A 19,690-nucleotide genomic window follows, 5' to 3' on the forward strand; every position below is an offset into this window, starting at 1 on the left:
CGCAAATGGCGGGGTTTTGTTTTTGGGGACGCCAACGCGGCCTCATCGTCCTTGCGCCATTGAACCGCTATCCTCCCCCGCCGACGAATGGTCGCTGCACGATGGGGGAACGATGATCCTGCAATCACTCGCCGGCCTGCCCGCCTTCCTGGTTTATTTCTGCACCGGCCTGATCGCGATCGTGGCGTATCTGTTCGTCTACACCCGCATCACCCCGCACAATGAATTCCAGCTCATCCGCGACAACGAGCCGGCCGCCGCGATCGCGCTCGGTCTCAGCCTGCTCGGCTTCGTGGCACCTCTGGTCAGCGCGATCGCGCATTCGGCAAATGTGCTGGACTGCCTGATCTGGGCGGTCATCGCGCTGATCGTGCAGATCATCGTGCTCTTCCTGGTGAAGGTCCCGGTGCCGAACCTGTCGGCGCGGATTGCCGCGGGCGAGCTTGCGCCGGCGATCTGGCTCGGGCTGTCCTCGCTCGCGGCGGGCCTGTTGAACGCCGCCTGCATGATCTACTGACATGGCCGACAAACCCTCCAAAAAGGAGTTCGGCAAGCGCCGGCCGGCGCCCGTGGCGCCGCCATCGGGGCCGCCGGTGAAGCGCTCCGGCCATGTCGCGCTGCTGGTGATGGGCACGATTGCGGTCGGCACCACCGCCTACACGCTGATGCCGCGGCAGCACTGCGAGCCCACGCCCGGAGCCGTGCCGGGCCAGACGACCACGACCTGCAGCAGTAGCAGCAGTTCATCGGGCGGCAGCGGCGGCAGCAGCTCGCGCTGGTCGTCGCGATCGAGTTTCTTCAGCAGCGATTCCTCGAGCCATTCCTCATCGGGAACCTCTTCGGACTCAGGCTCCAGCAGCGTGAGCCGTGGCGGTTTCGGCTCGTTCGGCCATGGCTTCTCGGGGGGTGGTTGATCCATGCGACGCATCGTCTGCCCCGAGCGCGACGACTGGCGGCAGACCGCCGAACAATGCGGCTTCGCCTTCCACACCATCGATGGCGAACGCTATTGGGACGAGAGCGCCTATTACGCCTTCACGCTCGACGAGATCGAGCGCGGCATCGAAACGCCGACAGCCGAGATCGACGCGATGTGCCTGGAGCTTGCCGGCCGCGTGATCGGTGACGAGCGCCATCTGCGACGCCTGAAGATTCCGGAGGCATTCTGGGGCTTGATCGCCGAGAGCTGGGAGCGCGATGACCGCAGCCTCTACGGCCGGCTCGACCTGAAATTCGACGGACAGTCGCCTGCAAAGCTGCTCGAATACAACGCGGACACGCCGACCTCGATCTTCGAGGCCGCGGTGTTTCAATGGACCTGGCTCGAACAGGCGATCGAACGCCGCATCATTCCGGCGCGCGCCGACCAGTTCAACTCCATCCACGAGCGGCTGATCGCGGCGTGGAAGGGGATCGCCGCAGGCCGCCATGTCCATCTCACCGGCACCACCGGCAACGAGGAAGACGCCGGCACGCTCGCTTATCTCGAGGACACCGCGCGCCAGGCGGGGCTCTCGACCAGGCTGCTCGACATCGAGCAGATCGGCTGGCGCGACGCGCCTGGCGGCTTCGTCGATCTCGACGACGGCGACATCGCGCTCGCCTTCAAGCTCTATCCCTGGGAATGGATGTTCCACGACGCCTTCGGCGCCAAGCTGACGAGCGCGCCGACACGCTGGATCGAGCCGCCGTGGAAGGCGGTGCTCTCCAACAAGGGCATTCTGCCGCTGCTCTGGGAGATGTTTCCGAACCATCCCAATCTGCTGCCGGCCTTCTTCGAGGACGACGCGCGGGCAGCCGAGCTCGGCAGCTCCTACGTCCGCAAGCCGCTGCTGTCGCGCGAAGGCGCCAATGTCACGCTGGTGTCCGGAGGCACGCCGCTCGACGAGCAGGCAGGCCCCTACGGCGCAGAAGGTTTCGTGCGGCAGGCGCTGTCGCCGCTGCCGAATTTCTCGGGCTTCTATGTGGTGGTCGGAAGCTGGCTGGTGAACCACGAGCCGTGCGGCCTGTCGATCCGCGAGGACGAGAGCCCGATCACCGGCAACCGCTCGCGGTTTCTGCCGCATGCGATTTTGTGAGGGGCTTCTTTTCCCTCTCCCCTTGCGGGAGAGGGTGGCTCGCCGCGCAGCGGCGAGACGGGTGAGGGGTATCTATCCCCGAGGGACGCTCGCAGGATTTGAATTCGCGGAAACAACCCCTCATCCGGCGCTTCGCGCCACCTTCTCCCACAACAAGGGGAGAAGGAAGAAAGATCACCTCGCCGCAGCGACCTTCAGCGGCTGCGGCATCAATCCGCCCAGCGGACGGCCGGAGCGCGCGGGATTGAGCTGATAGAGACCGCGGCGCTCGGTGATCGGGCGGAACGCGTCGGTGATGCCGACGACGGATTCGGCCGCGCCAAGCAGCAGCGTGCCGTCGGCTTCCAGTCCCTTCGCCATGCGCTCGAAAATCACGGCCTTGGTGTCCTGGTCAAAATAGATCAGGACGTTGCGGCAGAAGATCACGTCGAACGTGCCGAGATGGGAGAAGTCCTGCAACAGATTGAGCTGACGGAACTGCACCATCGCGCGAATGTCGGCATTGAGCTGCCAGAGCTCGCCGGCCTGCGTGAAGTACTTCATCAGGTGCTGGATCGGCAGGCCGCGCTGCACCTCGAACTGGCTGTAGATGCCGGCCCTGGATTTCTCCAGCACCTCCTGCGACAGATCGGTGGCGACGATCTCGATGCGCCAGCCGGCGAGGGCCGCGCCCATCTCCTTCACGCACATCGCGATCGAATAGGGCTCCTGCCCGGTCGACGAGGCCGCCGACCAGATGCGGAGCGACCTGCGCGCCGCGCGTGCCTGGAGCAGGCCCGGCAGGATGGTTTCGCGCAGATGATCGAACGGGATCTTGTCGCGGTAGAAGAAGGTCTCGTTGGTGGTCATCGCCTCGACCACGTCGGTCGCAAGCCGGCCGTCGCCGTTCCTGATCTTCAGCACGAGATCGGGAATGCCGGGCAAGCTCGCCTTGCGGGCAAGCGGCAGCAGCCGGCTCTCGACGAGATACTGCTTGTCGGCGGAGAGATCGAGGCCGGAACGCTCTTTCAGGAACTTGCGCAGATACTCGTAGTCGACCGGCGTCACGAGCGGTCTCCCGCGAACAGGCGGTTGACCTTGGCGCCGATCTGATTGAGCGGCAGGATCGCCGCGCAGATGCCGGCATTGGCCGCCGCGCCCGGCATGCCCCAGACCACGCTGGAGGCTTCGTCCTGCGCGATCACGTTGCCGCCGGCGGCGACGATGTCCTTGCCGCCGCGCATGCCATCCGAGCCCATGCCCGTCAGGATCACAGAGAGGATGTTCCCATGCCAGATGTCGATGGCGGAGGTGAACAGCGGATCGACCGCGGGCTTGCAGAAATTGACGGCGGGACCGTCGTCGAGCGCGATCGCCGCGTCAGCGCCGCTGCGCACGACACGCATGTGCTTGCCGCCGGGCGCGAGGTAAATCCGCCCCGGCTTCACCGGCTCGCCGTCGACCGCCTCGGCCGCCGGCTTGCGGCTCGCGCGCGCCAGGTGCTCGGCGAGAATGGTGGTGAAGGTCGGCGGCATGTGCTGGGTGATCAGCACCGGGAAGCGGTCGATCACCGGGCCGAGCTCGGTGACGAGCGCCATCAGTGCCTGCGGACCGCCGGTCGAGGAGCCGATCAGCAGCACCTTCGGTGCGTGGGCCGAGAACGGGCGCGTGGACAGCGCACCCGACGACGGCGCATGCAGGGCCGGTGCGGGCGCGGCGGGCCGCACGACGGCCGGTGCGCGTGCAACCGGCGCCGGGGTCGCGGGCGCCAGCGGCGGGCTCGCGACTGCGGGCCTGCGGCGCAGCCGCGCGCCGAGGTGACGGATCTTCTGGATCAGGTCGTGATGAAAGATGTCCGCGGCCGACGCTTCGCGCGTCGACTCCGGCTTCGGAATGTAGTCGGCCGCGCCGAGCGACAGCGCCTTGAAGCTGATCTCCGCGTTACGGCGGGTCAGCGTCGAGGCCATGATGATGACGAGATCGCGCTTCTTCGCCAGCAGTTGCGGCAGCGCCGAGATGCCGTCGAGCTCGGGCATCTCGATGTCGAGCACGGCAACGTCGGGGTTGATACGTTCGAGCTGGTTGACCGCCTCGAGCCCGGTGCGCAGCGAGGCCGCGACCTCCATATCATGCTCGGCACCGATCCAGCGCGAGATCAGACCGCGTATGACGACGGAGTCGTCGACGACCATCACCCGCAGCGGCCCGGCGTCGCGCGACGGACCCGTGGTCGAATTACCTGCGAACGCAACACTCATTACTCACCAACTCAGACTGAAACGGTTCAGTTAAAACAATCGCCGAAGGATCCGTTCAGCCTCCGGATGTTCGCTCAGATAAGCCCGACTTCCTGGAATTTCGCCGTCACGATGTCCTTGTCGAAGGGCTTCATGATGTATTCGTTGGCGCCAGCGTGCAGCGCACGGGCGATGTGCGCGACGTCGTTCTCGGTGGTGCAGAACACCACCTTGGGCTGGTCGCCGCCGGGCATCCGCCGGAGATGGCCAAGGAATTCGTAGCCGTCCATGACCGGCATATTCCAGTCGAGCAGCACGGCATCGGGCAAGCCGCGCTTGCAGGCCTCCAGTGCCTTCTCACCGTCCTCGGCTTCGAGAATCTGGAAGTCGAGGCCCTCCAGGATCCGGCGCGCAACCTTGCGGATGACGCTGGAATCATCAACGACGAGACAAGTGCGCATGTGAACCTCTGCTTCCTACCCCCTTGTGGGGGTACTTCCAATTGCGAGTCCGGCAGCGGCGATGCCGCCGTATCAGGCCGCCATCATCTCGGGCGCGAGTTCGAGGACGCGATCGACGTCGAGGACGACCATGAGCTGGCCGTCGAGGCGGTGGACGCCGCCGGCGAGCTTGGCCATGCGGGGATCGAGGTTGACGGGGTTCTCTTCCTTGCCGTCCTCGGCAAGCCGCAGCACCTCGCCGATCTGGTCGATCAGGAGGCCATAGGATTCACCGCGCAGGTCGACACCGACCGCCATCGCCGTCTTGCCGTCCTCGGGCTTGGGCAGGCCGAGCCGGGCGCGCATGTCGACCACGGTGACGATGCGGCCGCGCAGGTTCAGCACGCCCGCGATCTCGCGCGAGGACAAGGGAACGCGGGTGACGCGCTCGGGCATGAACACGTCCTGGACCCGGGAGATCGGCAGCCCGAACAGCTGGCCGCCGATCATCGCGGTGACGTATTCGACCATGGCGCCTTCGCTGGTCTGCATCTTGTTGCTCATCTGCGTATCTCCTGATCCCGAAGGCTCTTTTGATTGAGCATGATCTCGTCGGAAAACCGCTTCACACTTTTCCGGATCATGCTCTTAGGCCGCTGCCCGGCTCAGCTCGGAGGCGCCGGCGGCACCCGCAGTCTGTTCCTTCAGCGCCGCGATCAGACCGGGACGGTCGAACTTGGCGACATAGTCGTGGAAGCCGGCCTGCCGGCCGCGCTCGATCGCCGCCGGCGACACCAGCGCGGACAGGCCGATGATCGGCATCGCGCCCAGATTGGTGTCGGAGCGGATCACTTCGGCGAACTCGAACCCGTTCATGTCGGGCATCTCGATGTCGGTCAGGACCACGTCGAAGCTCTGCGCACGCAGCGCAGCCAGGCCCTCCTGCGCGGTCGGCGCGGTGCGGACGCGGTAGCCGGCCGCCTTCAGCACCGGGGCCAGCATGTTGCGGAAGAACGCCGAGTCGTCGACCAGGAGCACCGACTGCGAATGCATCGACGGCTTCATCTCCTTGCGGGTGAACCAGTCGGCGAACGCCATCGGCAGGAAGTGGCCGACGTCGATCACTTCGGTGGCCTGGCCCTTGATCACGGCCGAGCCGAGGATGCCGGAGGCGGAGCCGCCGACCTCGATGTTGAGCCGTTCCTCGACGATGTCGATGATCTCGTCGACGACGAGGCCCATGGAGCGGCCGTCATCGGCGAACACCAGGATCGGCTGGGCGCCCTGGCTCGCGATGGTGACGCTCTCCATGGCGACCAGCGGCATCAGCTGCTCGCGGTACTGCACCATGTAGCGGCCGTTGGAGAACTCGATCTTGTCGGCCGGAAGCTCTTCCAGGCGGGTGACGAGCCCGAGCGGGACCGCCTTGGGCTGGCTGGAGCCGGCGCGGAACACGAGCAGCGAGGTGGTCTGCTCGCCACTTCCGATGTGATGCGCGCCGTTCTCGTCGCCCATGTCATGGGCCGAGGAGCCGGCGGCGCCGAGCGCTTTCGCAATGCCGTTGGGATCGATGATCATGATGACCGCGCCATCGCCCAGAATGGTGTTGCCGGAGAACATGTCGATGTGACGCAGCTTCGTCGACATCGGCTTGACCACGATCTCTTCGGTGTGGAACACGCCGTCGACCACGATGCCGAAGGTCTGGCTGCCGACTTGCGTGACCACGATAAAGCCGTTCTCGGGATCGCTGGCGGCGCCGTCGTCGATCTTCAAGAGCTTCTTGAGGTGGATCAGCGGCAAGAGCTTGTTGCGCAGCCTGAGCACCGCGGTGTCCTTGATACGCTCGATGCGGTGCTCGCTGTTGGCGCGGGCACGGACGAGCTCGACCACCGAGAGCTGCGGGATCGCGAAGCGGTCGCCGGCGGCCTCGACGATCAGCGCCGAGACGATCGCCAAGGTCAGCGGGATCTTGATGGTGACGGAGGAGCCCTCGCCGGCCACCGACTTGATGTCGATGGTGCCGCCGATCTGGTCGATATTGGTGCGCACCACGTCCATGCCGACGCCGCGGCCGGAGACCGAGGTGATGGCGGCCGCGGTCGAGAAGCCGGGCGCGAAGATGAACTTGTGGATCTGGGCTTCGCTCATCTTCTCGAGCTCGGCCTCGGTGACGAGACCTGAGGAGATCGCCTTGGCCTTGATCCTCTCGGTGTTGAGGCCTCTTCCGTTGTCGGCGATGCAGATGATGATATGGCCGCCCTCGTGATAGGCGGACAGGCGGATGGTGCCCTGCTCGCCCTTGCCGGACGCGAGACGCTCCGCGGGGGTCTCCAGGCCGTGGTCGGCGGAGTTGCGCACCATATGGGTGAGCGGGTCCTTGATCAGGTCGAGCACCTGGCGGTCGAGCTCGGTGTCGGCGCCGTGCATCTCCAGCTCGATCTGCTTGCCGAGTTCGCTCGACAGGTCGCGGACGATGCGGGGCAGCTTCTGCCAGGCATTGCCGATCGGCTGCATGCGCGTCTTCATGACGCCTTCCTGCAGCTCGGCGGTGACGTTGGACAGGCGCTGCAACGGCACCTTGAACTCGGTGTCCTCGTTGCGGCGGGAGATCTCCAGCAGCTGGTTGCGGGTCAGGACCAGCTCGGAGACCATGGTCATCAGATGCTCCAGCGTATCCACGTTGACGCGGATCGACTGGTTAGCGATGCGGTCGCCCTCGGCGGCGCCCTCGTCGGCCATCGACTTCTTCGGCGCGGCCTTCTCCTTGGCGGGCTTCGCAGCTTCCTTCGCAGCTTCCTTGGCGGCGGGCGCCGGAGCTTCAGCGGCCGGCGCGGGCTCGGCCTTGACGACGGGGGCCGGCGCTTCGATCGCGGTCTCGCGGAAGGCGCGCTCGAGCTCGTCGAGCGAGACTTCGCCCGGACGTAAGGGCCGCTCCAGGGTCTGGTCGATCAGCGAGCCTGTGGTCATCTCCTTTGCGGGTGCAGGTGCAGCAGCAACAGGGGCTTCCGGCACCAGCGGCGGCGCTTCAGCCACGGGAGCGGCGCTGCCAGCGGCCATCGCCGCCATGCCCTGCTCGACCATCGCTTCCAGCTTGTCGATGAGATCGCGGTCGGTGCCCTCGGGCTCGGCTTCGGTCGCCTCGAGGCCTGCGAGGATCTCCTTGATGCGGTCGATCGAGGACAGGATCACCGTCACGGCCTGCCCCGTCACCGGCATGCCGTCGCGGAATTTGCCCATCAGCGTCTCGCCGGCATGCGCCAGCGCTTCAAGCCGCGGCAGGCCGAGGAAGCCGCACGTGCCCTTGATGGTGTGGACCAGGCGGAAGATGTTATCCAGGATCTTGGCGTTGTTCGGCTCCTGCTCGAACTTCACCAACTGATTGTCGACGGTGTCCAGGCTCTCGCTGGTCTCCGTCAAAAACTCCCGCAACAGATCATCCATGAAAACAGGCCTTCATACAGGGAGGGCGCGCACGACTTGTGATGCGCCATTTCGGAATGGGGCCAGCTTCACCGCAAAGCGTTTAATAATGGTTGAGTATGTGCAAAAGAACGGAACCAACAAAGAGATAAGGCGCTCCGGACAAGCCGAAGCGCCTCGTAAAGGATAGATTAACGTTTGAGGGCGGGGACGCGCCTACGACGCGGTAACGGTGATGGCTTCGCCCTCGTGCGCGAGCCTCACGGTGAGCCCGCAAGCCTCTGCCAACAGCCGCGTATAATAAGGCTGGATCGCGTGCGCATCCGCGGCCGGCCCGCGCTCCCCGCTCAGGAGCTCGGAGATGTTCTGCGGCAGGCGCGCATTATGACCGGTTGCAGTGACGCGAAAGCTCATGCTCTCGCCCTCGCCGATCGGGTCGATCGTCAGCATGCCGCCGCGCGGGATCGTGTGCTGGGAAACAACCAGCATATTGAGCAGCAGCTTGACGCGATTCTTAGGCAGCAGGAGCCGCGGCAGATTCCACGTGATCGAGCACTTGCCGTCCTCGATATGGCCGCGCGCCATGGTCTGGGCGTCGCCGAGGTCGATCTGCGCGCCGGACGAGCCGGCCGCGCCGAAGGCCAGGCGACAGAACTGGAGGCGGGCGGAGGCGGTTTTCGCGCTCTTGCGGATCAAATCAAGCGCGAACTCGCGATCCTCCGGCTTGGGATCGTCGTCGAGCACTTCGAGCCCATTGACGATGGCGCCGACAGGGCTGATGAGATCGTGGCAGACCCGCGAGCACAGCAGCGCGGCGAGTTCGAGCGCATCTGGAGCAGTAGCGGTACCGGGTGACGAAGCGTCAGACATATAGGGTTCCTGGAATTGCACGGCGCGGACGCGGCGAATCACGCATGCTTGACGAATGCCGCAGGTTCTAACATTCGCAAGCCCGTGGCAGCTAGCTTGCGATCGGTTCGAAGCGGCCATAAAGCCACGGCGAATCAGTCGAGTAGGGATGGAATTGCCGATGAATGAGGCATGCAGGTGAAGCGAATCATCGACGGCCCGGCCGCCTCCCACTTGATGGAGCCGCTCACCGCGCTGGTGGTGAGGGCGGGCGAAGCGATCCTCGCGGTCAACCGGGCAGCGATGCGGGTCGACGGCAAGCAGGACGGCTCGCCGGTCACCGAGGCCGATCTCGCCGCCGACCGCGTCATCGCTGACGGCCTGGCGCGGCTTGCGGCCGACGTGCCGACGCTGTCGGAAGAGCGGACCCAGCTCGCCTCGCCGCCATTCCGCGACAGCTTCTTCCTGATCGACCCGCTCGACGGCACCAAGGAGTTCGTCGCCGGCCGCGACGAGTTCACCGTCAACCTCGCCCTCGTGACCAAAGGCGTGCCGTTGCTGGGCATCGTAGCCGCGCCCGCGCTCGGCCTGCTCTGGCGCGGCATCGTCGGCCGCGGCGCCGAGCGCGTCAGGTTCGACGGCACGAGCATCGGTGCTGCCGAACCGGTCCGCACCCGCACGCTGCCGACGCAGGGCGAGCCCTGGATCGCGGCGGTGAGCCGATCCCATGGCGACCTCAGGAGCGAAGCGTTCATCGACGGCCGGCCCAATGCGGTCAGGAAGACGGTCGGCTCGGCGGTGAAATTCGGCCGGATCGCGGAGGGCAGCGCCGACATCTATCCCCGCTTCGGACCCACTTGCGAATGGGATGTCGGGGCGGGCTGCGCGGTCGTGACGGCGGCCGGCGGCAAGGTCACCGACGGCAAGGGTGGCGAGCTCCGATTCGGCCAGCGCGGCGACACCGGCTTCATCATCCCGGAGTTCATCGCCTGGGGCGATCCGCGGGCGGCAGGCTGCTACTGACTGAGCTGTTATTGACTAAGCTGATCCTGGAGCGTCGGCCATCGCTTGCGCACCTCATAGAGGAAGCGCTCCGGGTCGGCGGCGAAGGCATCGCGGTTGGCCTCCCGGCTGAACAGATAGAGCCGCTGCGCCGAAATCACGTAGAAGCGGGGATTGGCGGCGACGGCCACGCCGCGGGCGATGTCGGCCGGATCGTAGCCGCCGAACTGCGGTCCATAGATATCGGGATGGGCCAGGAACGACGCCCGGTTGCCCTCGTTGCGGAAACGCCAGACCGCGCCCCAGAGGTTCGCCTCGAACTCGGCCGTCCCCTGCACGGCCGCGCCATCGACGAAATAGGCGACGGGGTCGAAACCCTCGATCGCGACGCCGCTGAAGCGGTTGACGACGATCCGCTCGGTGGTGGCAGCCTCGGCCGGCAAACCTGCGCCGGCGATCCAAATGCCCGCCAGCAGGCAGGCCAGAAAGCGGATCAAGGCGATTCCGGGGCGCAAAGGGCTATCTTCCTGCCGTTGTGCCGTCATAGTTGCTGCGGATAACATCCGAGTCGAGGGGACATCCGGCGCAACCTAGAGCCGTGCCTGTTGGCGTCAGGTTAAGGAAGCGGCGGGATTCGATACCAGGGGTTCTTTTATGACTTTCGCATCACGCCTTGCTGCGGTCGCGCTTGCCGCGCTGGTCGGCTGGATCGTCCCGGCCTCCGCCCAGCAGGCGCCGCCGCCCAATTTGCCGCCGCCGCAGCGGACCCCGTCGCCCTCCACCTATGGGCCGGACGAACTCGTGACCGCCGGCCACCGCTTCTTCGGTAACGTCTCGCGCGGGCTCGCCTCGATCATCGAGAAGGCCGTCAGCCAGTGGGGCCTGCCCAACGGCTATATCCTGGGTGAGGAAGGGTCCGGCGCCTTCGTTGCCGGCCTGCGCTACGGCGAGGGCACGCTCTACACCAAGAACGCCGGCGACCTGCGCGTCTATTGGCAGGGCCCCTCGCTCGGCTTCGACTGGGGCGGCGACGGCGCGCGCACCATGACGCTGGTCTATAACCTGCCCGCCACCAACGCGATCTACCAGCGCTTCGCCGGCATCGACGGCTCGGCCTACATCATCGGTGGCTTCGGCATGACGGCGCTCACCGCCAACAACATCGTGCTGGTGCCGATCCGCTCGGGCCTCGGCCTGCGGCTGGGAGCCAATATCGGCTACCTCAAGTTCACGCCGCGCGCGACCTGGAACCCATTCTAGGGCTCCCTCCTCCGGTCCAGTTCCGGATTCACGTTAACAACAGGGCGGGGCTGGCTTTTTGCCGGCCCGCCATGCATTGTCTTTGGTAAATTTTTCCTTGCTTTCGGAGTTCTGGCCCCATGGTCGAACCGATCATGTACCTGGCGATCGGCTTCCTGCTCTCGATGCTGTGCGGGCTTGCCATCGTGCCGCTGGTGCATAACCGCGCGGTCCGCCTGACCACGCGCCGGCTCGAGGCCGCCACGCCCCTCTCGATGGCCGAGATCCAGGCCGACAAGGACCAGCTCCGCGCCGAATTCGCCATGTCGGCGCGGCGGCTCGAGATGAGCGTCGACCAGCTCAAGAACAAGACCACGAGCCAGCTCGCCGAGCTCGGCAAGAAGAGCGACGCCATCAACCGCATGAAGATCGAGCTCGGCGAGAAGAACGCCACGATCTTCGCGCTGGAGGCGCGCGAGAAGGCGGTGAAGGAGCAGCTCCGCGCCACCGAAGAGGAATTCAACGCCAAGACCGAGGCCCTGCGCACCGCCGAGCATGCGCTGACCGACAAGCAGGGCGAGCTCGCAAAAATCAATTCCGAGCTCTCCGACCGCTCGATGATGGCGGAGAGCCGTCAGGTCGAACTGGTCGTGGTGCGCGCGCAGATCGAGGAACTGAAGAATCGCGTCGGCGACGCCGAGAAGGAATTTGCCGCCACGCAGGCGCGGCTGACGCAGGAACGGACCGAATCCGAGACCGCCTCCCGCGAGCTCGGCGATGCGCGCGGCCGTGTCGAGAATCTGAGCCAGCGCGTCACCGAGCTCGATCGCCAGCTGATCGTGCAGGTCAAGGAGGCCGAGATGCTGTCGGGCCGTGTCGCCGATCTCGAAGGCCGCCTCGCCACGCAGGGCAAGCTGCTCGCCGAGCGCGACTACGAGAACAACCAGCTCCGCCAGGCCAATGACGGCAATGATCGCATCATCAAGGAGCTGCGCGTCGAGATCGCGGGCTTAAGCGGCGGCAAGTCGTCGGCGGCGTTCGAATCGCTCCGCGCTGAAAAGACCGCGCTGGAGGAGCAGCTGCGCACCGCGCGCGACGAGCGCGCCAAGCTCCAGCGCGACATCAACGCGATCCAGCAGCAGGCGGAGAGTTCCTGGGCGACCGAGCGCATGGAGAATGCGCTGCTGCGCGAACGCATCAACGACATCGCCGCCGAGGTCGCGAAGCTCGCGATGCAGCTCGAAGGCCCGAACTCGCCGATCGAGGCGCTGCTGGCGGCCGAGGCCGGCCAGCCGCCGAAACCGGCGCCGCGCCCGGCCAATGACGCCGCCGGCAATGGCGCGGCCGCAATCACCCTGCCCGAGGGCGGCGGAACGCTCGCCGAGCGCATCCGCGCGCTCCAGGCCCACGCCTCCCGCGCCCGCCAGCAGGGCGCATAAGCGGCCCAAACCACGGTTTCGCCTGCGATTGCGTGATTGACGGAAGGTTTTCCGGCCTCGAGGCGCCTGGAAACTTGACACCTTTGGCCCGCACTTCTAAATCGCGGGCTCCGATGTGCCGGCCGGCCGAAAGTCCGGCCGTCGGCATGATGGTCCCGGGCGCATAGCTCAGCGGGAGAGCGTTCCCTTCACACGGGAGAGGTCCAAGGTTCGATCCCTTGTGCGCCCACCATTTCAAACCTGAATTCAATGATTTAGTCGCTGGCTTCCCCTGTAATGTGCCCCAAAAAAGCGGGGGCACAATAGGGGCACATCGGCTCCTACCTTGGTCAGTCGTTTCCGAGAAGCCAACCATCCAAGAGCAGACGGCAGGCGCGTTATTGCCGAGCATGTTTTCGTAAAGAGCATGCGATGCTGCTCTAGACTTGCGAGCAACAGCGACGACGCGCGTGAAGGCTTTGGTCTAGTCCGCAGCGCATGAAAGCGCCGCTCGCGATCATCGCGGATTCGATGGCAATTCCCGCCGAACATGGACTGCGGAGGTCTAGGTGGTTACAATTATGGGTTGACTCGTCTGGGGGCAGACGGGCGTACGAACAAGGGGGTAGGCCGTCTGTCGACCATCACCGCGACTGATCTCACGTCCGCGCTGACAGGGAATCCGGAAGCACTCGACGTTCACCTCATGTTGGTGGAGCGCGACGTCCTCATCGAGGGTCATTCGGTCAAGATCCACTGTCATTGCCTCACAGTGGATGGAAACGGCCGCGTCCAGCCGCACCGGCTGGCGGAGTTCATGCGGAACGCCGTAGTCGACTATGCGATACCGCGCTCGAAGCTCGCTGCAGCGAAAGCGCGCGACGCCAAGTACAATAGCACCGAGGCGGTCGCCGAACTCGTCGAGCGCGCCAAGCGGTCGTTCACCGATTTGGCGAAGACCGGAGAGGGCGGCGAGATGCTGCTGTTCTTATTGGCCGAGCGCTTCCTCAAGCTGCCTCAGATTCTGTGCAAGATGGATCTCAAGACAGACACGCGCCTACACTACCATGGAGCCGATGGGGTGTACGCTGGCGTGATGCCGGAAGGCATCCCGAAGCTCTACTGGGGTGAATCCAAAATCTACAAGGACGCGGGAGCCGCGATCCGCGACTGCCTCGCCTCACTCGCTCCCTTCCTCATTGAACCAGAACACGAGGAAACCGACAGGGAACGCGATCTGGTGCTCCTGAGCGACAAGGCCGACCTCAGTGATGCGACGCTCACCGACGCGCTGAAGAAGTATTTTGACAAGTCGTCGGTGATGTCCAAGCGGGTCCAATACTGCGGCGTGGCCCTGGTGGGCTTCGACGCGCCGTTCTATCCGAAAGATGACGTAAAGGCGATCGCGGAGGAGATCGTTGAGGCCTCACGCGCGGAACTGGCCGTTTGGAGCAAAAGGATCGGCGAGCGGCTCAAGTCGGAGAAGCTCGACCAGATGGAAATCGAGCTGTTTTGCATCCCGCTGCCGTCGGCCGACGGCTTCCGCGCCGCATTTCTCAGAGCGATGGGGATTAAGACGGAATGAGCCTAGTCGGTCTCCAGTCGTGGCTTCTTCAGGAAGGAATTCGCGACGATCTCGATGCGATCATTCGACTCACCGTGCGCACCGAACTTGACAACCTAGTGCCCGAACCCGCCGCCCCCTCTGCCGTGGCGATCGATTGGCCAAGGCTGCTGCTCGCCGGCAGCATATTGGCGCGGTCCGATCAACGGATCGACCAGGAGGCCGCGCTCCGGATCGCAACTGCGGCGATCTCTCTGACGGACGATCAAGCACTCAAGGACGCGGGCGCTGTCCTGTTGGGCAAGCTCTCCAATTACCGGGCCATCACGCTAGCCAACGATCGCCACCTACTGACGGCCGGTCTCGACCGGACGGCTAGGTGTGGCGCTGCGCCTTGAATCCCAGCGGCGCGAGATGGACCGTTCCATCCTGGTGGAATCGAGCGGCGCTTGGCTGCAGGTGAACGATTTTCAGCAACGCTTCTGGCCAATGCGGGCGGAGGAAGTTGGCTCTCGGCGTCCGCCCCCACTGCCTCCGGGAAGACGTTTCTCGTCCTTCAGTGGTTGATCGACCAACTAAGCGCGGGTGACACCCGGGTCGCAGTCTACCTCGCCCCTACCCGCGTGTTAGTTTCGGAGATCGAGACCACTCTCCAAGGTCTTCTCGGCAAGACCAAGCGCATCGAGGTGTCGTCCCTTCCCCTCCGTGACAAGTACGAAGCGGCGCGCGCTGGAGGCGCGCAAGTAATTCTAGTCTCCACGCAGGAGCGGCTGCACCTTCTCGCCAACGTGCTCGGCGACGCGTTCTCAATTGACCTGCTTATCGTGGACGAGGCGCACAAAATCGAGGACAGCCAACGCGGCGTGATCTTGCAGGACGCCGTAGAGCGGGCTAGCCGTGCGAACTCGAAGCTGAAGGTCGTATTCATCAGCCCCGCGACACAGAACCCGGAGGCATTGCTAACGGACGCGCCCGACGGTGTGCAGACTGTCGCCGTCGACAGCGACGCTCCCACCGTTCTCCAGAACCTGATCGTCGCGAACCAAACCCCACGCAAGCCGAAGCTCTGGAACCTGACCGTCCGACAGCAGGGTTCGACACTTCCAGTCGGAACGCTCCAGCTCGCAAGCACGCCAGCGGGACTTAGGAAGCGCCTCGCCTTCATCGCCGCAGCGGCGGGCCAGAGAGGCGGAACGCTCGTCTACACGAACGGCGCCGGAGAGTCGGAGGATGTCGCCGATCTGGTTAGCCAGCTCCTGCCTCAGCCTGGCTCAATCGATCCGGAGCTTGCACAGCTCGCCGACCTCGCCCGGAAGGGCGTACGCCCCAACTTCCGCCTTGCACCGCTCGTTGAACGCGGGGTCGCGTTCCACTTCGGCAATATGCCATCGACGCGGCATCGTGGCGCTTCGAGAGACTGGCCGCCGAAATGGACCCGAGCCGCGTGAATGTGGTGAGCAGATAGGCGCCCGAGTCCTTGAGGTTGGCCGAGATGATCCGCGGGAACATCGAGTGGCACCGTACCACCGGTAGGACCTACAGCCTTCCGGTGCAGATCCGCAACACGATGGAGCTGGTCGAGCAAGTCGCGCGATTCAAGGCGCCGAAGTATCTGTCCGCCTACATGGATGTCCTGCACATGCATCTCCGCCAGATCAACCGTGAGGACCTGATTGATCACGGCTTGGACATCGGCACACAACTTGAGTTTGGTACTTCGTCGAGGACCCTCCTCTCACTCATGGAACTCGGTCTCTCCCGCATGAGCGCGGTTGCCTTGTACGAGAAGACCGATCTCAGTAAGGAGGAATGCGTGGCGTGGGTCACCGAACGCGAAGGTCAGCTCGAAGCCATGGATTTCCCGGTCATCATCGTCCGCGAGCTACGCGAGCGGCTTCTGCCGCTCGACGACGTGGACAGCAATTCTACCGCTTGATTGGAATGGAGGTTTCACATGCCCGCGAAGCCGATCGACCTCGGCCCACTGCACTTCGCCAAAAGAGGTGACGCCGTTGCTTATTTGAATGACATGCTTCACCGGTACGACGTGGGCGATCGGGTTGGCGCCAATGACACAGTGATTCTACGAGCGGCACTGGAGCACCATCCCGATGCCGAGGCCAAGAAGGGATGCGGAATTACCCACTTTAACGTCCGAACTGCTGACTTCGGTACGAAATGCTTCTGGTTGAACCGTACTGACGGAACGACCGAAAAGTTTTCTCATAGGGCCTGTATCTACGGTACCTAGCTAAGCAATTCGCCGAGCTCGGTTGCATAGCGGTGCGCAGTTCTCGGCCTGGTCGGGCAAGATTTTCGCAGGTTCAAATTGCGGAGGCGCAACCACCGATACCGACATTCGGTTCAAGTTGCGATCTGATGGCTTAAGACCACGGCGTCCCGAACGCAGTGAGCATCTTCTAAGTTATTGATCTTTCTTGGTGTGGTGATCGTCCTCGTCCCGTTTTGTTCACGGTCGTTTCACCCAATTCGTTGCGATTTCATTGCTGCCTTTCGCAACGAGAACGGCGCTCGCTGAAACATCGAGCGTGCGTGTGGCAACGCAACGAGTAGGTTGCCGGCCGCTATTTCGCAGAGGGTCGACTTCCCGCGAGATCTCCAGGAGCGCCAGCAAGTACACTGATAGGGCGTTGCCGCTGCTCGACGGCATGAAGGCGCCCGAGAAAATTGTCGAAACGCGCCGCGGGAGATACTCAAGCCAATTTCGCCTAAACCGGAGACACCGGCGCCAGATCCAGACGAAGACGATATTGAGGATGATCTCGACGAAATCGATGAGGCGTCGCGGCAGGATCCGAAGTTGCCGCACTTTATTCACAATTCACACGGGGATGCAGATCCGCGGCCGCTCAAGGCATGGCTAATCAAACGGCTGATGCCAGCGGTGGGGCATGGCTTGCTGTCGGGTCAGTGGGGCGCCGGCAAAACATGGTGCACCATCTTGGTGCACGGTGAGCGAAGCAGATCGGGTTGGCGGGACGTTGGCCCATGCGCCGTTCTTCGTGGCGAGCTCCTTAATCCAGTCGGCGTCGTAGCCACGTCAGAAAGCTGCATCGATCCGCGCTTCAGACAAGATAGTCGCTTTCTGGCAAGCCGATTCTCGTGAGCCTCGTCGGGCGTCAGCGCCAGCCGGACCGGCAGGCCGTTGGCATCCACGAGTGCATGAATCTCACTGCGAGGAGGTGGAGGCGGCCGGCTTCGTACTGGACGCGGAAAGCACAATGCTCGCGAACAAGGACGATCCGCACTCGATGAAGGTGTTCGATCCCTCGATCAAGGGCGAGACCGATCGCTTCGCCTATCAGTTCGTGAAGCCATGACAGGTCCGGGATGTAGGATGGACGGAACTTCCTCTAATCGAGCGGCACATCAAGTTGGATTGTTGTGCCCTTTGGCTCGTTTGATGAGACCGCGATGCGTCCATTGAGTTGGGCAAGCAGGCTCTTGATCACCTTGAAGCCCAGGCTCGCTCGCGGCTGGTCCATATCGAAATCCGCCGGCAGTCCCACGCCCTGATCCGCTACCACGACATGCAAATCGGCTCCGCGCCCCGCGCCCGCCACCTGGATTTCGCCGGACTTGTCGGAGTAGGCGTGCTTCGCCGCGTTCGTGACAAGCTCATTGATCAGGAGGCCAAGCGGAATTGCCTTGTCCGCCGGAATCATCAGGTGGTCGAACTTACAGTCAATCTTGTAGGCGAGCGTTTCTTGCAGCTTCCTGCAAAGCTCGCCCGCGAAGTCCGCAATATCGACAAACCCGATCCTGGTGCTGCGCCACAGGTGGTCGTGAACCTGGGCGATCGTCGTGATGCGGGAAGCGGCGTCCTTGAGCGCGTTTTGAACTTCCTCGGACTGTGCGCTGCGGGACTGGACGCGGAGCAGGCCTACCACCGACGCCAGGCTGTTCTTGACACGGTGGCTCATCTCTCGAGTCAACATGGCTTGGTGCTCGAGGGCTTTTTGGAGCTCGGCGTCGGCATGCTGCCGCTCAATGGCGATGCCGAGCAGGCCCGCAAAGCCGGCAAGGAAATCAGCATCCGCGAGATCGAACTGACCCGAGTCAGCGCTGTCGACTTCCAGAACACCAAACGGTAGATGACCTTCGCCGCCCCGCGCGATGAGAACGTTGATGGCGCGCTTGATGCCGTGCTCCGACAGTAGTTTCGGCGTTCGAAAGCGGGTTTCTTCCTGCAGGTGGTTGGAAATGACGATTTGGCCGGTATGGAACGCGTAGCCGGCGGGAGACTCCAGATCGACGCCCAGGGATATCTGGCCGATCGTCTCCGGCGCCCATCCGACGCCTGCGCTCACCAGCAACCGTTTTTCCTCCGGCATGTACTCCAGGACCTTGGCAAAAGGTGTTTCGAGACCCTGGGCACAGAGCTGCGTCGCTCGTTGGAGTATCTGGCCGATGTCGCGGGTCTGCAGCGCGGTTCGGCCGAACTCGCCCAGCAAGGACTGTTGCCTCAACCGGTACGGAAGTTCCTGTCTGGTTGCCCCGGTCGATGCGACGGGAGACGTCACGGATTCTGTCCCCGTGAGGGTTGGCATGAACTCGTCCCTTCGAACCCTGGCTGGCCCGCCTTCGGCTTGTAGCATGATAAGTTACGCGCCTAACCTCTTTCCTAGCGTCTAGTGCTTGGCGCGGCCTTGCTGGAAAATACCCTAGTAGGATCTCAATTATGGAACTTACTGTTCCACCACGTCTTACCGTGCCGCGCGACTGCGACGAGGCAGCCAGGGGGAGATTGGCTTTGACCGATGCGGTTAAGATTCTGGTCGTCGAGGACGACCAGCTTATTCGGGCTATGGTCGAAGAAGCTCTTTCAGACGGCGGCTTTGCGTCCACCCTGACGGCGTCTGGCGAGGAAGCCATTACTCTTTTGCAGGCAGGACGACGAATCCAAATTCCGGGCGGTCGTGACCGACATCAACCTGCTGGGAAAGCTCGATGGATGGAAGGTCGGTCGCTCTGCCCGGGAGATCGATCCGACGATGCCCATCATCTACATGACCGGCACTCACGGGGAGGAATGGGCGTCCGAGGGCGTCCCAAACAGCCTACTGCTTGCAAAGCCCTTTGCCCCTGCTCAGATCGTAACCGCGATATCGCAGCTTCTTAACGCGGCCCCGCCGATCCCACCCGCAGACTAGCGAGCCGGTCTCATGGGCGAGAAAGCTGAAGAACCAATCAAGCCTCGCTGGGCTAGTTCGACTAGGCTATCGAGGCCGAGCGGGCCGCATTGGAGGGCGCTCGTAAGCAACGCCCGTTGGGAGAAGCAGAAGCACAAGCTGAACTTCGCCGCGCGCCGGGCCCCAAAAAACATAGTTCACGCCGCCGCCGTTGCGCATCGCCATCAATGGCGCGGCGCAGGCCAACGTGCACCAGATCGAGTCCAAGGCGGCCTGAGCGAACGCGTATAACGGCCCGGCGTTTCAGG

The 19,690-nt window shown here is 64.0% G+C and carries 20 protein-coding genes, 1 tRNA gene and 1 pseudogene; 13 read left to right on the forward strand and 9 right to left on the reverse strand.

What is annotated here, in order from left to right:
* Positions 1–112: 112 nt before the first annotated feature.
* From BJ6T_RS36885 to BJ6T_RS36895, 3 genes are read left to right on the forward strand one after another with little or no spacing between them, the layout of a single operon-like run.
* The gene (locus BJ6T_RS36885) at positions 113–517 is read left to right on the forward strand and encodes a DUF350 domain-containing protein (protein WP_014497691.1); all 405 of its coding nucleotides are present in this window, start codon (positions 113–115) and stop codon (positions 515–517) included.
* A 1-nt stretch (position 518) separates the two neighbouring features.
* The gene (locus BJ6T_RS48725; protein WP_080588711.1) at positions 519–914 is read left to right on the forward strand and encodes a hypothetical protein; all 396 of its coding nucleotides are present in this window, start codon (positions 519–521) and stop codon (positions 912–914) included.
* 3 nt (positions 915–917) lie between these two features.
* Complete coding sequence (locus BJ6T_RS36895) at positions 918–2,078, forward strand: glutathionylspermidine synthase family protein (protein WP_014497693.1); 1,161 nt, start codon at positions 918–920, stop codon at positions 2,076–2,078.
* 174 nt (positions 2,079–2,252) lie between these two features.
* Here BJ6T_RS36895 and BJ6T_RS36900 read toward each other — a convergent pair whose 3' ends face one another.
* From BJ6T_RS36900 to chpT, 6 genes are all read right to left on the reverse strand, one after another.
* Complete coding sequence (locus BJ6T_RS36900; RefSeq protein WP_014497694.1) at positions 2,253–3,125, reverse strand: CheR family methyltransferase; 873 nt, start codon at positions 3,123–3,125, stop codon at positions 2,253–2,255.
* On the reverse strand, positions 3,122–4,315 hold the full coding sequence (locus BJ6T_RS36905; protein WP_014497695.1) for a protein-glutamate methylesterase/protein-glutamine glutaminase: 1,194 nt from the start codon (positions 4,313–4,315) through the stop codon (positions 3,122–3,124). The genes BJ6T_RS36900 and BJ6T_RS36905 overlap by 4 nt, the downstream gene beginning before the upstream one ends.
* A 74-nt stretch (positions 4,316–4,389) precedes the next feature.
* Positions 4,390–4,755 carry a response regulator gene (locus tag BJ6T_RS36910; protein WP_007600538.1) on the reverse strand — a complete coding sequence of 122 codons (366 nt, stop codon included), beginning with the start codon at positions 4,753–4,755 and terminating at the stop codon, positions 4,390–4,392.
* Positions 4,756–4,827: 72 nt separating this feature from the next.
* Positions 4,828–5,298: a chemotaxis protein CheW gene (locus BJ6T_RS36915; RefSeq protein WP_014497696.1), complete on the reverse strand. Its 471-nt coding sequence runs from the start codon at positions 5,296–5,298 to the stop codon at positions 4,828–4,830.
* A gap of 84 nt (positions 5,299–5,382) precedes the next feature.
* Positions 5,383–8,178 carry a hybrid sensor histidine kinase/response regulator gene (locus tag BJ6T_RS36920; RefSeq protein ID WP_014497697.1) on the reverse strand — a complete coding sequence of 932 codons (2,796 nt, stop codon included), beginning with the start codon at positions 8,176–8,178 and terminating at the stop codon, positions 5,383–5,385.
* Between the two features lie 195 nt (positions 8,179–8,373).
* Positions 8,374–9,027 carry a histidine phosphotransferase ChpT gene (chpT, locus tag BJ6T_RS36925; protein WP_028160240.1) on the reverse strand — a complete coding sequence of 218 codons (654 nt, stop codon included), beginning with the start codon at positions 9,025–9,027 and terminating at the stop codon, positions 8,374–8,376.
* Positions 9,028–9,198: 171 nt separating this feature from the next.
* Here chpT and BJ6T_RS36930 point away from each other — a divergent pair, with 171 nt between their 5' ends.
* Entirely contained in the window at positions 9,199–10,029 is an 831-nt protein-coding gene (locus BJ6T_RS36930; protein ID WP_014497699.1) for a 3'(2'),5'-bisphosphate nucleotidase CysQ family protein, read from the forward strand.
* A gap of 8 nt (positions 10,030–10,037) precedes the next feature.
* Here the strand turns inward: BJ6T_RS36930 and BJ6T_RS36935 are convergent, their stop codons facing one another.
* On the reverse strand, positions 10,038–10,523 hold the full coding sequence (locus tag BJ6T_RS36935) for a YHS domain-containing (seleno)protein (RefSeq protein ID WP_014497700.1): 486 nt from the start codon (positions 10,521–10,523) through the stop codon (positions 10,038–10,040).
* Positions 10,524–10,662: 139 nt separating this feature from the next.
* Here BJ6T_RS36935 and BJ6T_RS36940 point away from each other — a divergent pair, with 139 nt between their 5' ends.
* The 8 genes from BJ6T_RS36940 (at position 10,663) to BJ6T_RS36975 (ending at position 16,480) form a co-directional block, all read left to right on the forward strand.
* Positions 10,663–11,268: a DUF1134 domain-containing protein gene (locus BJ6T_RS36940; RefSeq protein ID WP_014497701.1), complete on the forward strand. Its 606-nt coding sequence runs from the start codon at positions 10,663–10,665 to the stop codon at positions 11,266–11,268.
* Between the two features lie 119 nt (positions 11,269–11,387).
* Positions 11,388–12,686 carry a coiled-coil domain-containing protein gene (locus BJ6T_RS36945; protein ID WP_014497702.1) on the forward strand — a complete coding sequence of 433 codons (1,299 nt, stop codon included), beginning with the start codon at positions 11,388–11,390 and terminating at the stop codon, positions 12,684–12,686.
* 157 nt (positions 12,687–12,843) lie between these two features.
* Positions 12,844–12,918 (forward strand) — tRNA-Val (locus BJ6T_RS36950).
* Between the two features lie 453 nt (positions 12,919–13,371).
* Complete coding sequence (locus BJ6T_RS36955; protein ID WP_225895011.1) at positions 13,372–14,250, forward strand: HamA C-terminal domain-containing protein; 879 nt, start codon at positions 13,372–13,374, stop codon at positions 14,248–14,250.
* A complete protein-coding gene (locus tag BJ6T_RS48730; RefSeq protein WP_011084976.1) occupies positions 14,247–14,627 on the forward strand; it encodes a hypothetical protein in 381 nt (126 codons plus the stop codon). Before BJ6T_RS36955 ends, BJ6T_RS48730 begins: the two co-directional genes overlap by 4 nt.
* Before the next feature lie 51 nt (positions 14,628–14,678).
* Positions 14,679–15,677: a DEAD/DEAH box helicase gene (locus tag BJ6T_RS48735; RefSeq protein WP_014497703.1), complete on the forward strand. Its 999-nt coding sequence runs from the start codon at positions 14,679–14,681 to the stop codon at positions 15,675–15,677.
* A gap of 44 nt (positions 15,678–15,721) precedes the next feature.
* Complete coding sequence (locus BJ6T_RS48740) at positions 15,722–16,165, forward strand: hypothetical protein (RefSeq protein WP_014497704.1); 444 nt, start codon at positions 15,722–15,724, stop codon at positions 16,163–16,165.
* 18 nt (positions 16,166–16,183) lie between these two features.
* Positions 16,184–16,480 (forward strand): DCL family protein, encoded by a 297-nt coding sequence (locus BJ6T_RS36975; RefSeq protein ID WP_011084973.1) that lies wholly within the window; start codon positions 16,184–16,186, stop codon positions 16,478–16,480.
* Between the two features lie 741 nt (positions 16,481–17,221).
* Here BJ6T_RS36975 and BJ6T_RS48745 read toward each other — a convergent pair.
* Positions 17,222–17,424 (reverse strand): annotated as a pseudogene (locus BJ6T_RS48745) (transposase); the annotation flags it as partial.
* A 179-nt stretch (positions 17,425–17,603) separates the two neighbouring features.
* A complete protein-coding gene (locus BJ6T_RS36980; protein ID WP_014497705.1) occupies positions 17,604–18,800 on the reverse strand; it encodes a sensor histidine kinase in 1,197 nt (398 codons plus the stop codon).
* Positions 18,801–19,169: 369 nt separating this feature from the next.
* Here BJ6T_RS36980 and BJ6T_RS36985 point away from each other — a divergent pair, with 369 nt between their 5' ends.
* Positions 19,170–19,403, forward strand: a complete 234-nt coding sequence (locus BJ6T_RS36985; protein ID WP_014497706.1) for a response regulator — start codon at positions 19,170–19,172, stop codon at positions 19,401–19,403.
* Positions 19,404–19,690: the final 287 nt, after the last annotated feature.

It is taken from the genome of Bradyrhizobium japonicum USDA 6 (assembly GCF_000284375.1).
Lineage (GTDB): Bacteria > Pseudomonadota > Alphaproteobacteria > Rhizobiales > Xanthobacteraceae > Bradyrhizobium > Bradyrhizobium japonicum.